This is a genomic window from Devosia sp. FKR38, assembly GCF_005222805.1.
Taxonomy (GTDB): domain Bacteria; phylum Pseudomonadota; class Alphaproteobacteria; order Rhizobiales; family Devosiaceae; genus Devosia.
In genome coordinates, this window is the sequence record NZ_STGC01000002.1 from 445,976 (window position 1) to 460,035 (window position 14,060).

Below are 14,060 nucleotides of genomic sequence, written 5' to 3' on the forward strand. Positions count from 1 at the left end.
GTTTGTTTTGCGAGCGACCAAGACCCAGGCGGAACGGCGGGAGCAGACGCGGCGGGCACTGATTGCCGCAGCCCGGCGGCTGTTTGCCGACAAGGGCTTTGCCGGCACCAGCACGCCGGAGATTGCGGTGGCGGCAGGGGTGACGCGCGGGGCCCTCTATCACCACTTTGCCGACAAGGCAGCCCTGTTCGCCGCCGTGGTGGCCGAAGAGCACCTGCTGATCGCCATGGCGGTCAATGCGGCGGCGGCCGGCGAGGACGAGCCGGGGCCGATCAAGGTGGTGCTGGGCGGCTGCTACGCCTTTCTGGACGCCATGGCCGATCCCGGGCGGCGACGCATCATGCTGGTGGACGCGCCGGCCGTGCTGGGACCAGAGGCGATGGCCGCGATTGCCGGCACGCATGGACTTTCGGCCATGGTGCATAGGCTGGACGACGCCATGGAGGCCGGTGCCATCCGCCGCCTGCCGATCGAGCCCTTGGCGCAATTGCTGAGCGCCATGGTCGACCGGGCGGCCATGGCGCCCGAGGCGGAGCAGGCCGACTATCGCAAAGCCATCAAGGCGCTGGTGCGCGGTCTCAAGACCTAGCTTCGCGCGTTTTTGAGGCGCAGAGCCAGCTCCTGGATCGCCATGACCAGCGGCGCAATCAAGGCGTCGTAACGCAGGCCCTGTTCGCTGTCCGGATCAGCCGGGTCAGCCAGAACATGGCCAGCAAAATCCTTGCCCGCCACAGCGTCCGCCACCTGCTGGGCGATCAAGCCATAATGGGTGCGGCGGCCAGGGCGCGGCGTGCCGTCCGCCTCTGTGCCGCCGACAGCCCAGCGATAGCGCACCGGCTGCAGCGCCAGGATGAAGTCGAGCCCGAGATCGCAGGGGGCAATGTCGGTCTTTTGCCTGATATCGGAGGTCTGGATGGTGCCGGTGGCGGCCCAGATACTGGACCAGCGCGCGCCTGACGCCCCCAGCGTCACGGCATTGTCGAACGCCGGGCGCAGCGCGCCGCCGAGGCTGATCATGCCCGTCGCCGGGCTCACTGTGATGGCGTTGACCCAGCTGGTGCCATCGGCGCTGACCTTGAGGCGCCAGCTGTCATCGCCGGCCAGGCCCATTTCGGCGCGGCCGGACCAATTGGTCTGGTAGAGCAGGCTTGCCGTATCGGCGGTGGCATTCTTGTTGAGCTTGAGCTGGTGGCCATTGCCGGCGTGGGTCAGCAGCGTGGCCGGCGCGGCGACGGCAAGGCGATTGGTGGTGTCGGCACTGGTGTTGATGCCCAGGCGCGGCAGGGCACTGCCCAGAGCCGCGAGGGGCTGCCAGGCCGTGCCGTCAAACACCAGCAGGGCCTGATCGGCCTTGCAGAAAACCAGCCAGCCGGCGGCGGGATCGAGAAACAGCCAGGCGCCGGCCTGCCAGCTGGCGAGTTCATTGCCATGGCCGGCCCAGGCACCGCTTGCGCCAGACGGCACCAGCCAGCATTCGCCTTCAAGCGGGGATGACGGCGGCGCGGTGAGGCTGCCGCTTTCAACGCTGGCCTGCACCAGCGCATCGAGCGCCTGGATGGCCTCGTTGTGGGTGATGTGTTTCTGCGCCTGGCCGGACATGATGTAGGGCAGCGACAGGCGGGGGGTCTGGTTCATGGGATATCTCCTTTTGCAGGAGTATCCGGCCAGACGGATGGGGCGGGGATAAGCGGCGCCCCTCCCCCAGATCGGGGAAGGGGCGGACTGTGCGGACCGGTCAGGCCAGGGCGGGTTGGGGCCGCCGCGTCGCCGTGATCAGGAAGGTGACGATAAAGGTCGCGCTCATCAGCAGAACGATGGTCGGCGCGGGAGCAGAGTCGATGAAGAAGCTAAGGTAGATCCCCACCACCGAGCAGAGCACCGAAATGGTGACCGCGATCAGCATCATGGGCGCAAAGCGCTTGCTGATGAGGAAGGCAATGGCGCCCGGGGCCACCAGCAGGGCAATGACCAGCACGATGCCCACGGCGCTGAGTGCTGCCACGATGGTGAGCGACAGCAGCGACAGCAGGCCATAGTGCAGGACACGGACCGGCAGGCCGATGGCGCCAGCCTGCTGGGGATCGAAGATGAACAGCAGCAGGTCGCGCCATTTGGCCAGCACGATGGCGGTGACCACCAGGGCGATGATGCCGGTCTGGATCATGTCAGCGGTGCTGATGCCCAGGATGTCACCGAACAGGATGTGATCGAGATGCACATCGGTCTGGATGGAGGTGTAGAGCACGATGCCCAGGCCGAACATGCCGGAAAATACCACGCCCATGACGGTATCTTCCTTGATGCGGCTGTTCTGCTTGAGAAACCCCACCGAAAGGGCGCAGCCCATGCCGGCGGCGAAGGCGCCGATGCCGAGCGGCAGACCGACGATATAGGCCAGCACCACGCCGGGCAGCACGGCATGGGAGATGGCGTCGCCCATCAGCGACCAGCCCTTGAGCACAAGAAAGCAGCTCAGCAGCGCCGTGGGCACCGCCACCATGATGGCGATGGCCATGGCCGAGGTGAGGAAGGGGAACTGGAACGGCCAGAGGGCATAGGTCAGGACCTCGTTCATGGCGCGCCCTCCCCGGCGATATTGGCATTGCGGCGGCGGCGCGCGGCCAGCACGCCATGCTTGGGGGCGAAGACGAAGGCGAGCAGGAACACCACGGTCTGCAGCACGACAATGACGCCGCCGGTGGCGCCATCGAGGAAGAAGGAAATATAGGCGCCAAACAGCGCCGAGAGCGTGCCCACGGCAATGGCGATCAGGATCAGGCGCGAGAAGCGATCGGTGAGCAGATAGGCCGTGGCGCCGGGAGTCACCACCATGGCGATGACGAGGAAGGCGCCCACGGTCTGCATGGCGGCAACGGTGCAGGCGGCCAGGAGCGTAAAGAAGATGGCGCGCAGCAGCGGCGGATTAAGGCCGATGGAGCGGGCATGGCTCTCGTCAAAGAAGGTGACCATCAAATCCTTCCAGATGAAGAGCATGACGATCAGGCTCACCAGGGCGATGATGACCAGTTGCAGCGTGTCCTCGGGCGTCACGGCCAGGATATTGCCCATCACGATGGTCTGGACGTTCACCGAGGTGGGCGACAGCGAAATCATGAAGAGCCCAAGGCCAAAGAAGGCCGTGAAGATCAGCCCGATAACAGCATCTTCCTTGAGCTTGGTGCGCTGGGTCAGAAACAGCATGGCGCCGGCGGCCAGCCCGCCCGAGAAGAAGGCGCCCAGCGAAAAGGGCAGGCCCAGCATATAGGCCCCGGCCACGCCGGGGACGATGGAATGGCTCAGCGCGTCGCCGATCAGCGACCAGCCCTTGAGCATGAGATAGGCGCTGAGGAAGGCGCAGACGCCGCCCACCAGGGCCGAAACCCAGATGGCATTGACCATGTAGTGATAGGAAAAGGGCAGCAGCAGGGTATCGATCATTTGTCGACGGGCCCCGACTGCTGGGTGGTCATCTTGCCCTTTTCGCCATAGAGCACCAGCGGGCGCTCATCATCGGTGAGCACCGAGAGATGGCGGGGATCGTCATCGTCATGCAGGCCCGCCCCGGCCAGCACGAAGTGGCGCAGCGCGCCGCCAAAGGTCTGTTCCAGCCATTCGCGGGTGAAAATTTCGCTGGTGGGGCCCGAGGCCAGCACCGTGCCCTTGACCAGCACGGTGCGGTCACAGAACTCAGGCACCGAGCCGAGGTTATGGGTCGAAACCAGCATGACCTTGCCCTCGTCGCGCAGGTCGCGCAACAGGGCGACAATGGCATCCTCGGTCTTGACGTCAACGCCGGTGAAGGGTTCATCGAGGAGGATCACCTGGCCTTCCTGCGCCAGGGCGCGGGCGAGGAAGACCCGCTTTTTCTGCCCGCCGGACAGTTCGCCGATCTGGCGAAAACGGAACTCGAGCATGTTCACCCGCTCGAGCGCCTGGGTGACCATGGCCTTGTCGACGGCGCGGGGGCGGCGGAAAATGCCCATATGGCCATAGCGGCCCATCATCACCACGTCCTCGACCAGCACCGGAAAGTTCCAGTCGACATCTTCGGATTGGGGCACATAGGCAACCAGGTTGCGCTTGAGTGCCTGCCGGCCCGGCACGCCGAGAATGGTCACCGAGCCGGCCGAGAGCGGCACAAAGCCCATGATGGCCTTGAACAGGGTGGATTTGCCCGAGCCGTTGACACCCACCAGGGCGGTGATGGAGCCGCGCGGGATAGAAAAGCTGGCATGGCGCATGGCGGTGGTGCCATTGCGATAGGCCACGGTGATATCGTCGACGACAAGGCCAGGCGCGGTCGAGGCGGTCATTGGGAGAGGCCCTTGACGATGGTGGATGCGGTGACGCTGAGCAGGTCGAGATAGGTGGGCACGGGCCCGTCGGGCTCGGATAGCGAATCGACATAGAGCACGCCGCCATAGGCGGCGCCGGTTTCGCGCGCCACCTGCTGGGCGGGCTTGGGCGAGATGGTGGATTCCGAAAAGATCGCCGGAATATGGTGCTCGCGCACGGCATCGATCATGCGGCGCACCTGCTGGGGCGTGCCCTGCTGATCGGCATTGATCGGCCAGAGGTAGAGCTCGTTGAGGCCGAAGTCGCGCGCCAGATAGCTGAAGGCGCCTTCAGAGGTGGCGAGCCAGCGCCGCTCGGGCGGAATGGCCGCGATGGCCGCCCGGATGGGGGCGACGGTGGCGGTGATCGCTGCGGCATAGGCGGCGGCATTGGCGTCATAGACGGCCCTGTTGGCCGGATCGGCCGCACCCAGCGCCTTGCGGATGTTCTCGACATAGATCAGCGCGTCGGTGGGCGACATCCAGGCATGGGGATTGGGCTTGCCCTCATAGGGGCCCTCGCCCACGCTGAGCGGCGTGACCCCGTCGGAGACCACCGCCGAAGGGGCGTCCCCAAGATTGTCGAGGAAGCGCTGGAACCATTGTTCGAGATTGAGCCCGTTCCACAGCAGAAGACCGGCACCCTGGGCGGCGATCAGGTCACCCGGCGTGGGCTGGTAATTGTGGATCTCGGCGCCTGGCTTGGTGATCGACACCACATCGGCGGCATCGCCGGCAATATTGCGGGCCATGTCGGCGATGATGGTGAAGCTGGTGATGACCTTGAGCCGGCTGCTGCTGGCCTGTTGCGCCATCGCCGGCAGGGCGGCAAGGGCGGCGGTGGACAGGAGCAGGGCAGAAAATGTGCGGCGACGCATGAAACACTCCGGGCAGGACCGGAGATGGTTCTAGTGCAATTGCAAATCATTCGCAAGAAGCTTGTGGCCTTCCAGCGACAGGGGGCAGACCCGGGGTGGCTGCGGCCACCTCCCAACAGCAAGAGGCCGGCGCGGGGCTGCGCCGGCCTCTTTGGCATCGGTTGCGGACAGGGGTCAGTTGTCGTTGCTGCGCCGGCGATATTCGCTGGCCAGATAGAGCACGCCCAGAGCGAAGATGATGCCCAGGCCCATCTGGGTCCAGTCGTAATGGCCCAACAGGTCGCCGGCAAAGCCGAGCCCGTCAAAGCGCGGCGTGCTGAGATTGGGGGCAACCTGGTCCTCAAAGCCGGCGAACCACTGGTCAGCATAATTGCTGGCCGGCGGCGCAGCGCGGTACTCGAGGAAGCGCCAGGTGTGGGTGACAAAGGGATGCAGGCCCCCGAGGGTCACCCATTCAAGCGTGGCGACCAGCACCGGCAGCAGCAGGGCAATGGGAATGGCCCAGCGGCCGACGGCAGTGGCCATGGCGCCGACGATGGCCATGAAGGGCAGATACCACAGCAGCGAGGCGACCAGTGCCACCGTCAGGGCCAGCGCCACCTGGCCATAGATGCCCACGATGGCGCCCAGCGCCGCCATGGTGGCGGTGCCATTGACCAGCATGGTGGCAAAGGCGACGCCGAACAGCAGCACGCCGCTGAGCATGGCGATGGCCAGCACAATGGCCGGCAGGATGGTGATGGCGGCGGTGAGCTTGCTCAGCAGCACGGTGAAGTCGGACACCGGCATGGATTTCCAGAACAGCATGGCATTGTTGCGCCGGTCGGCGGCAAAGCCGTCGGCGCAATAAAAGAACAGGGTCGCGGTGAGATAGAGCGACCAGGCAAAGCCAAGGCCGAGAAAGCCGATCTCATAGACGATCAACGGCACGACGGTGAGCACGGCACCCGACATGCGCATATCGACGCGCCCGACGGTGAACGCCAGGATGATGATGCCGAACAGCAGTGTCAGCAGGATCAGCGGACCGAGGAGGAACGCTCCCTTGTGTTCGATATATTCGCGATGCACCAGGGCGATGAAGGCCTTCATCGGGCGGTCTCCGGATTGGCAGTGGGCCGCTGCATGAGGGCAACGAAGAGGTCGGACAGCGTGGGGGTCGAGAGGCGCCCCAGCGGTTCGAGCAGAGCGCGGTCGACGCCGTCAAAGATCATCACGGTCTGGCCGAAACGGGTTTCCTCAAACACCGGCCCATAGGCGCGGGCCGCCTGCTGGGCCGCCGCGTCATTGACGACGAGCTGGGTGAACTTGTCGTTCACGGTCTCCATCTGCATGTGCAGGATCAGATCGCCATCGCGGATGAACATGATGTCGGAGAGCATGAACTCGATCTCATCGACCTGATGGGTGGTGATGAGCAGGGTGCGCTCCTCGGTCATGTAGTCTTCCAGCAGGCGCCGGTAGAAGCGCTTGCGATAGGTGATGTCGAGGCCCAGCGTCGGCTCATCGAGCACCAGCAGCTTGGCGTCGATGGCCATGACCACGGCCAGGTGCAATTGCGCCACCATGCCCTTGGAGAGGTGTTTCACCTTCATCTCCGGCCGGATGTCGGTGCCTTCGAGGAAGGCGCGCGCCTTGTCCTGGCTGAAATTGGGATGGATATTGGTCAGCAGGGCGAAGAGCTCGCGCACTCGCAGGAAGCGCGGCAGGCTGGCGACGTCGGAAATGAAAGCGACATTTTCCATCAGCTTGGCGCGCTTGGCGAAGGGGTCCTCGCCGAGCACGCGAATGGTGCCCTGGCAATTGGTCAGGCCCAGCATGGCATTGAGCGTGGTGGTCTTGCCGGCGCCATTGTGGCCGATCAGCCCATAGATGCGGCCGGGGGGAATATCGAAATCGAGCCCGTGCAGGATTTCCTTGCGGCCAAAGCTCTTGCGCAGGCCCCGTGCGGAAACGATGGGCTCAACCGATGGCAGCGGTGCGGTGGTGGATGGTTCAATCATGATGCTGCCCCTCGGCATGGGTTGGGTTTGGCGCGCCCTGCGGCGCCGACAACAGGTCGCGCGGGTCCAGGCCCAGCGCGCGGATCTGGCCGAGAATGCGCGGCCATTCCTGCTTGAGAAATGCGGTGCGCTCCTGCGTCAGCAGTTCGGCGCGACCGCCCGGTTTGACAAACATGCCCAGTCCCCTGCGTTTTTCTACGACCCCGATATCGACAAGTGCCTCGAAAGCCCGGGTGACCGTCAGCGGATTGACGGACAGCTCGGCGGCAATCTGGCGCACCGAAGGCAAGGCTTCGCCTTCGGCGACGGTGCCAGCCAGGATCATCTGCGCGAGCCGCTGGCGGATCTGCAGGAAGATGGGCTGGCTGGTGTGAAAGTCATCCATGTGCTTGGCCTAGTTAGTGTGCTACATAACTAGCACACTATAACAACGAGTCAAGGCCCATCGCAGCGGAATCGGCTTGCCGCTGGCCGCCGCGCGCATTACCAATGCAATACCAATTGGAGACCACTCATGGGACAGCACCCGTTCAAGATCGAAATCTGCGTTGAAGGCACCGACGGGCTGATTGCCGCCCAGAACGCGGGCGCCGACCGGGTGGAACTGTGCGCCAGCCTGCTCGAAGGCGGGCTGACGCCCAGCATGGGCGTGATCCGCGAGGCCGTGCGCGTCGCCACCATCCCGTTCCATGTGATCATCCGCCCGCGCGGCGGCGACTTCCTCTATTCAGAGGTCGAGTTCAACAGCATGGTGGAAGACATCAAGGCGCTGCGCGACATGGGCAATATTGCCGGCGTGGTGATCGGCTGCCTGACCGCCGATGGCCAGATCGATGAGGCGCGCACCCGCACGCTGGTCGAGGCGGCGCGCCCCATGGCTGTGACCTGCCACCGCGCCTTTGACATGACTGCCGACTATCACGCCGCCATCGAGGCGCTGATCCGCGCCGGCGTCGATCGCGTGCTGACCAGTGGCCAGCGCGACACGGCCGTCGAGGGCCAGGACATTCTCAAGCACACCATGGATGCCGCCAAGGGCCGCATCGTCATCATGGCCTGCGGGGCGCTCGACGCGGACAATATCGCCGGCGTGCGCCGGGCGACGGGCGTCGACGAAATGCATTTCGCCGCGCTCAAGACGCTCAAGAGCGGCATGGCTTTCCGCAATCCGCATGTCGGCATGGGCGGCACGGCCATTGAGCGCGAATATGAGATCACCGTGACCGACACCGAATTTGTGCGCGCCACGATTGCGGCAGCGCGGGCCGCGGTCTGAATTATCCTGGGCCCAAAATAGCTTGATCCCTTGCCTGCGGCGTGACGCCGCAGGCAGCATTTCCCAGCGGCCCTGATTCGGGACCGGTGTGGGGACGTTTTTTTGAGGGACCAAGAGCGATGAACAAACTGATTGCCGAATTCATCGGCACCGCGGTGCTGGTATTGATCGGGTGCGGCGCGGCCGTGCTGGGGGGCGAGCACATCGGCCAGGTCGGCATTGCCCTGGCGTTTGGCCTAGCCATTGTGGCGATGGCCTATGGCATCGGACCGATCTCGGGCTGCCATATCAATCCGGCCGTGAGCCTTGGGGTGCATCTGGCGGGCCGCATGTCGCTGACCGAGATGGTGCAATATTGGGTGGCGCAGTTTGCCGGCGCCCTGGTTGGCGCCCTGATCCTGCTGGCCATTGTGGGCAGCAATGCCAGCCTGGGGCAGAACGGCTGGGGTCCAGGCTATCTGGGCGAATATGCGCTGCAGGCGGCCCTGCTGTTCGAGATCGTGTTCACGGCCATCTTCGTCGTCGTGATCCTGGGCTCGACCGGCGAGAAGGCCGCGCCCGGCTTTGCCGGCCTCGCCATCGGGCTGACCCTGGCCGCCATCCATCTGGTGGGCATCCAGGTGACCGGCGTTTCGGTCAATCCGGCGCGCAGCTTTGGCCCGGCCGTGCTGGTGGGCGGCACCGCCCTGGCGCAGCTCTGGCTGTTCATCGTGGCGCCGCTGGTCGGCGGCGCGCTGGGCGGGCTGCTCTATCGCTTCAATATCCTCAAGGCCTGAGGAATGGGGCCGCCGGATCACTCCGGCGGCCTTTTCACGCCCGCACGCGGGCGCTAGAAGCGGGGCCATGGCCCGATCTTTCCTCTTTGCCGCCACCGATGCCGATGTCGCCACGACGCGCCTGCTCGCCCTGGCGGCCCAGACCACCGGGTTCATGAAGGGTGAACCGGGCGCACCGCTGCCCGGCTGGTATCGTCCGGGCGGTGACAATGCCGATTTTCTCGCCCAGTTGCACGGCGCGCTGATGGCCACCCATGCCCAGGCCGGCCCGGCCTTCTGGGCGGTGCGGCTCTATACCAATCTGATCTGGCAGCCGGCCTATCTGGCGGTGATCGCCACCCATCTGCATGGCGCGCTGCCCGACTTCGCCAGCCTGACCCAGCGGCGGCGCGGCATCTATGCCGATGGTTTTCGCCTGCGGCCCGATGCGCAGACCGCGGTCACCCCCGAGGAGGGCATTGCCCTGGCCGGGGCGCATCTGGCGCAATTGTCCAACCAGCTCGTCGCCGAGATCAATGTTCTGGTGCGGCTCAAGCCGCTGCCGGCGCGGCGGCTGCTTGCCGACCGGCTGCTGCGGCTGATGGTCTGGCTGCAGCATCGGCAGCCCAGCCTCCCCCCCGCGCAAGTGCTGACCTATGCCGAGCGCTGGCTGAGCGCCGCGGGCGTGGCGGGGGAAGGCACGCTGGAGGCCGTCACCCTGCCCGATGGGCGCGTGGTGCTGATCGTCAAGCGCAAGGGCTGTTGCCTGGACTACCTCATCACCCCCGACCAGCTCTGCACGACCTGCCCCAAGCAGTCAGAGGACCTACGGCGCGCCCGGCAAGTCGCCAATGCGCTGGCGGAGCTGGGTTAGAGCCTTGTTTGGTCGCGTTTCCGAACCGCAAAAGTGGTGTCCACTTTTGCTGGAAACGCTCTAATCGAAGCTCTCGTCGGGATAGACGCCCCAGAGCTCGGCCTGATGCAGATAGCCGGAATAATTGGCGCTGCGCTGGCCGACGTCCTGGGTGGTGGCGGTGACCTCGCACCAGTCGCCGTCGCATTGCTTGATGGTCACCTTGAAGCCCGCGCCGAGCCGGGCGCGCAGCGTGGCATCGTCGGACGGGCTGGCGCGCAGCGCGGCTTCGCCATTGGCGGTCAGCGGGGTGGCATAGCCGACGCGCGTGCCCGACAGCAGATTCTGATGCACCCAGCCCTCGGAGCCATCGACATCGCGAATCTTGCGCCAGGTATCGAACTCCTGGACGATCTCCACCGGAATGCCGGATTTGAGATAGGTCCAGGCCACCTCATATTTGGTGCCGGGGCCGACGCGGATATTGATCGGCTCAGAGCGGGTCGAGGCGAAGCGCGGCAGCGGCAGGCCACTGGGATTGGCCGACTGGGCAAGGGCAGGCGCGACCGTGAGCAGCGCGAGCAGCAGCAGGGCAATGGAACGGACAAGCGCGGAAAAAACGCGACGGAAGACGCCGGTCGGGGTCTGGTCAAACATGGCTTTGCAGATGGTGCAGAATTGCCTTATCACTAGCCCATGATGATTAATGGTCGCTGAAGGGTGGGGGTTTCCACACCCGCGGCAGCCGTAAACCGGAACCTTATGGCCAGTCACAAACCCAAAGTCCTGGTGACCCGGCGCCTGCCCGAGACGATCGAGGCGCGCATGGCGACCCTGTTCGAAACCGATGTCAACGAAGGCGATGTGACGCTGACGGCCGATGACATCATCGAAGGGCTGGACGGCAAGGAGGTGCTGGTCAGCTCCATCACCGACCGGATCGATGCCGAGCTGATCGCCCGGCTGCCGCCCAGCGTGCGGCTGATCGCCCAGTTCGGCAATGGCACCGACAATATCGACGTCGAGGCGGCCCGCGCCGCCGGGGTGACCGTGACCAATACGCCTTCCGTGCTGACCGAGGACACCGCCGACATGGCCATGGTGCTCATGCTGGCGCTGCCGCGGCGGCTGGTGGAAGGCACGCAGATGCTGGTGCGCGACGGGGTCTGGGCCGGCTGGTCGCCTACCTCCATGCTCGGCCACCGCCTGCGCGGCAAGGCGCTGGGCATTGTGGGCATGGGCCGCATCGGCACTGCCGTGGCGCAGCGGGCCCGGGCCTTTGGCCTCAACATCCATTACTACTCACGCAATCGCCGCCCGCCGGCGATCGAGACCCCGCTCGAGGCCACCTATTGGCCCGATCTGGACGCCATGGTGCGGGCGGTGGACATTGTCTCGCTGCACACGCCGCTGACGCGCGAGACCTATCACCTGCTCTCGGCCGAGCGGCTGAAGGCGATGCGGCCAGGCAGCTTTGTGGTCAATGTCAGCCGGCCCGAACTGCTCGACGAGCGGGCTCTGATGGACGAGATCGAAACAGGCCATCTCAGTGGCGCAGCGCTCGACGTGTTCGAGAACCGCAATGGCATTGATCCGCGCCTCTTGGCGCTGGCGGAGGCCAACAAGGTGGTGCTGACGGCCCATATGGCCTCGGCAACGCTGGAAGCGCGGGTGGAAATGGGCGAGACGGTGATCGTCAATATCCGCGCCTTCATGGACGGGCACCAGCCGCCGCATCGCGTGCTGCCCGAGAGCCGCATGCGCGCCTGAGCCGCGCGGGGGCCTCGCCCGGAGACGTGATCGCAATCGATTTCATTGGTGCTTGCCGGGCATGGGTCATCTCGCCTATGGATCTGCCCGGTCACGGGCGCCCCTGAGGAGGCGGCGCCCCCGAAGGTGACCGCTGTGAGTGTGAGGAGACGCGGGCGATGGCGAAACTATGGAGCCGTTTGGCGGCAATGGGTCTGGCGCTGCTGGCAGTGAGCCCGGCGCTGGCTGAGGACAGCGCTGACATTCCCGTCAAGGAAGTGGGCAATGGGCTGGTGCTCGATGCCCTGGGCCACAGCTTCAGCGTGCCGCTGCCCGATTGGCTGACCCCGGCCGAGCGGCTGAGCGGCAAGGTGCTGCCGTTGGTGACGCCGGACTATAATGCCGACGCCAAGCAGGCCCTGCTCGAATTCTATCCCAAGGGTGAGGATGCCAAGGCCTGGAGCACGCTTTATGCCATGCGCATCACGCTCGAGGCCGGGCGGCCGCTGACCGATTATCGCAGCGCGGTGATGTTTGGCTATAGCCAGACCTGCAAGCCAGAACTCACCGGCTTTTTCACCTTCGGCGAAGACCAGGGCGATGCCCTGGCGCCGCTGGGCTTTGTCTGCGGTGCCTATATGGACCATCTGGCCGACTATCGCGGCCAGGGCGAAGTGATGGTGGTGAGCTTTGCCAAGAGCGAAAAGGGCGTGGCCATTGTCTATCAGGAATGGCGCGGCAAGGCGTTCGATCCCTCCGACCCCAAGACCTGGCCGGTGGATGCCGAACGGCTCAAACAGCGGGCCGAACAGTTCGGCAGCGAAGCCCGGCTGACGCTGGCGGATTGACGGGAGCGCGGGGAGGGCATAATTCCCCGCCATGAGCAAAGATAACAAATCCAGCGGTCCGACCCAACGCTCGCTGCGCGTGGGTGAATTGGTCCGCCATGCCCTGGCCGACATGTTCGCCCGTGGGGACATCGATGACGACGCCCTGCGCGGCGCGGTGATCACCGTGCCCGAGGTGCGCATGAGCCCTGATCTCAAGATCGCCAATGCCTATATCATGCCCCTGGGCGGCGCCCATGCGGACGAGATCGTGGCGGCGCTGAACCGGCATCGCAAATATGTGCGCGGCCGCGTGGCGCCGCAGGTGAACCTCAAGTTTGCGCCCGAAGTGCGCTTTCTGGTGGATGACACCTTCGAGGAAGCCAGCCGCATCGATGCGCTGCTGCGCTCGCAGAAGGTGCAGCGCGACCTTGATGACGACGGCGGCGAGACCGATTGAGCGCCCCCAAACGCGTCAAGCGACCCATCTCCGGCTGGGTGGTGCTGAACAAGCCCTATGACATGACGTCCACCCAGGCGGTGGGCAAGGTGCGCTGGCTGTTCAGCGCGGCCAAGGCCGGCCATGCCGGCACGCTCGATCCGCTGGCCACCGGCATTCTGCCCATTGCCCTGGGCGAGGCCACCAAGGCCGTGCCGCAGGTGCAGGACGGCACCAAGATCTATCGCTTCGCCATTGCCTGGGGCAGCGCCACCACCACCGACGATACCGAGGGCGCGGTGATCGCCACCTCGGATGTGCGGCCGGACCGGGCGGCGCTTGAAGCGGTGCTGCCGGCCTTCACCGGCACCATCCTGCAGCGGCCGCCGATCTATTCGGCGCTCAAGATCGATGGCGAACGCGCCTATGACCTGGCCCGGGCCGGCGAGACGGTGACGCTGGAGCCGCGCGAGATCGACGTCGACAGCATTACCCTGGTCGAGCATGGCGCCGAGCAGTCGGTGCTCGAGGTCAGCTGTGGCAAGGGCACCTATGTGCGCTCGCTGGCGCGCGACATTGCCGAGGCGCTCGGAACGCGGGGCCATGTGAGCCTGCTGCACCGCGCGGCGGTGGGGCCGTTCAACGACGGTGATGCCGTGACCATCGAGCAGCTCGAAGCGCTGGACCAGGACGGGCGCGACCGCCTGCTCAAGCCGGTCTGGGCCGGCTTTGGCGCGCTGCCGGAGATCCGGCTCGATGCCCTCCAGGCCAATGGCGTGCGCCATGGCAATCCGGTGCTGCTGACCGGCGCCGGGGCGCCGGTGTCGCTGGAGGAATGCTGGGCCAGCCACAAGGGCGAGGCCCTGGCCACCGGCTGGGTGGAATATGGCCAGTTCCGGCCGCGCCGGGTGTTCAACTAGATCGTTTCAAGGTCCGACTGACGCGG

General features: G+C 65.5%; 17 protein-coding genes. 8 read left to right on the forward strand and 9 right to left on the reverse strand.

Annotated features, from left to right (window positions below; all coding sequences use genetic code 11):
• Positions 1-7 precede the first annotated feature (7 nt).
• Positions 8-589 carry a TetR/AcrR family transcriptional regulator gene (locus tag E8M79_RS02120; protein ID WP_137150279.1) on the forward strand — a complete coding sequence of 194 codons (582 nt, stop codon included), beginning with the start codon at positions 8-10 and terminating at the stop codon, positions 587-589.
• On the opposite strand, the gene E8M79_RS02125 is transcribed toward E8M79_RS02120, so the two are convergent.
• The 8 genes from E8M79_RS02125 to E8M79_RS02160 all read right to left on the reverse strand — a co-directional run bounded on the left by E8M79_RS02125 (position 586) and on the right by E8M79_RS02160 (position 7,600).
• Entirely contained in the window at positions 586-1,635 is a 1,050-nt protein-coding gene (locus tag E8M79_RS02125; protein WP_137150280.1) for a DUF2793 domain-containing protein, read from the reverse strand. The genes E8M79_RS02120 and E8M79_RS02125 overlap by 4 nt on opposite strands.
• A gap of 100 nt (positions 1,636-1,735) precedes the next feature.
• On the reverse strand, positions 1,736-2,575 hold the full coding sequence (locus E8M79_RS02130) for a metal ABC transporter permease (RefSeq protein WP_137150281.1): 840 nt from the start codon (positions 2,573-2,575) through the stop codon (positions 1,736-1,738).
• Positions 2,572-3,438, reverse strand: coding sequence for a metal ABC transporter permease (locus E8M79_RS02135; RefSeq protein WP_137150282.1), 867 nt, complete (start codon positions 3,436-3,438; stop codon positions 2,572-2,574). The genes E8M79_RS02130 and E8M79_RS02135 overlap by 4 nt, the downstream gene beginning before the upstream one ends.
• On the reverse strand, positions 3,435-4,313 hold the full coding sequence (locus E8M79_RS02140) for a manganese/iron ABC transporter ATP-binding protein (RefSeq protein ID WP_137150283.1): 879 nt from the start codon (positions 4,311-4,313) through the stop codon (positions 3,435-3,437). Before E8M79_RS02140 ends, E8M79_RS02135 begins: the two co-directional genes overlap by 4 nt.
• Positions 4,310-5,212, reverse strand: a complete 903-nt coding sequence (locus tag E8M79_RS02145; protein ID WP_137150284.1) for a zinc ABC transporter substrate-binding protein — start codon at positions 5,210-5,212, stop codon at positions 4,310-4,312. The genes E8M79_RS02140 and E8M79_RS02145 overlap by 4 nt, the downstream gene beginning before the upstream one ends.
• Positions 5,213-5,386: 174 nt before the next feature.
• Positions 5,387-6,304, reverse strand: coding sequence for a hypothetical protein (locus tag E8M79_RS02150; RefSeq protein WP_137150285.1), 918 nt, complete (start codon positions 6,302-6,304; stop codon positions 5,387-5,389).
• Positions 6,301-7,215 carry an ABC transporter ATP-binding protein gene (locus E8M79_RS02155; protein ID WP_137150286.1) on the reverse strand — a complete coding sequence of 305 codons (915 nt, stop codon included), beginning with the start codon at positions 7,213-7,215 and terminating at the stop codon, positions 6,301-6,303. The genes E8M79_RS02150 and E8M79_RS02155 overlap by 4 nt, the downstream gene beginning before the upstream one ends.
• Positions 7,208-7,600: a GntR family transcriptional regulator gene (locus E8M79_RS02160; protein ID WP_137150287.1), complete on the reverse strand. Its 393-nt coding sequence runs from the start codon at positions 7,598-7,600 to the stop codon at positions 7,208-7,210. Before E8M79_RS02160 ends, E8M79_RS02155 begins: the two co-directional genes overlap by 8 nt.
• A gap of 129 nt (positions 7,601-7,729) precedes the next feature.
• On the opposite strand from E8M79_RS02160, the gene E8M79_RS02165 reads away from it, so the two are divergent.
• From E8M79_RS02165 to E8M79_RS02175, 3 genes are all read left to right on the forward strand, one after another.
• Positions 7,730-8,491, forward strand: a complete 762-nt coding sequence (locus E8M79_RS02165; RefSeq protein ID WP_137150288.1) for a copper homeostasis protein CutC — start codon at positions 7,730-7,732, stop codon at positions 8,489-8,491.
• Between the two features lie 119 nt (positions 8,492-8,610).
• A complete protein-coding gene (locus E8M79_RS02170) occupies positions 8,611-9,267 on the forward strand; it encodes an aquaporin (protein WP_137150289.1) in 657 nt (218 codons plus the stop codon).
• A 67-nt stretch (positions 9,268-9,334) separates the two neighbouring features.
• Complete coding sequence (locus tag E8M79_RS02175) at positions 9,335-10,120, forward strand: siderophore ferric iron reductase (protein ID WP_137150290.1); 786 nt, start codon at positions 9,335-9,337, stop codon at positions 10,118-10,120.
• A gap of 60 nt (positions 10,121-10,180) precedes the next feature.
• On the opposite strand, the gene E8M79_RS02180 is transcribed toward E8M79_RS02175, so the two are convergent.
• Positions 10,181-10,756 carry an SH3 domain-containing protein gene (locus E8M79_RS02180; RefSeq protein ID WP_137150291.1) on the reverse strand — a complete coding sequence of 192 codons (576 nt, stop codon included), beginning with the start codon at positions 10,754-10,756 and terminating at the stop codon, positions 10,181-10,183.
• A gap of 105 nt (positions 10,757-10,861) precedes the next feature.
• Between E8M79_RS02180 and E8M79_RS02185 the strand changes: the two genes are divergently transcribed.
• The 4 genes from E8M79_RS02185 (at position 10,862) to truB (ending at position 14,034) form a co-directional block, all read left to right on the forward strand.
• Positions 10,862-11,869, forward strand: coding sequence for a D-glycerate dehydrogenase (locus E8M79_RS02185; RefSeq protein ID WP_137150292.1), 1,008 nt, complete (start codon positions 10,862-10,864; stop codon positions 11,867-11,869).
• 158 nt (positions 11,870-12,027) lie between these two features.
• Positions 12,028-12,696 carry a hypothetical protein gene (locus tag E8M79_RS02190; protein WP_137150293.1) on the forward strand — a complete coding sequence of 223 codons (669 nt, stop codon included), beginning with the start codon at positions 12,028-12,030 and terminating at the stop codon, positions 12,694-12,696.
• Between the two features lie 31 nt (positions 12,697-12,727).
• Positions 12,728-13,135, forward strand: a complete 408-nt coding sequence (gene rbfA / locus E8M79_RS02195) for a 30S ribosome-binding factor RbfA (protein ID WP_137150294.1) — start codon at positions 12,728-12,730, stop codon at positions 13,133-13,135.
• Positions 13,132-14,034, forward strand: a complete 903-nt coding sequence (gene truB, locus E8M79_RS02200) for a tRNA pseudouridine(55) synthase TruB (protein ID WP_137150295.1) — start codon at positions 13,132-13,134, stop codon at positions 14,032-14,034. Before rbfA ends, truB begins: the two co-directional genes overlap by 4 nt.
• The last annotated feature ends 26 nt before the right edge of the window (positions 14,035-14,060 follow it).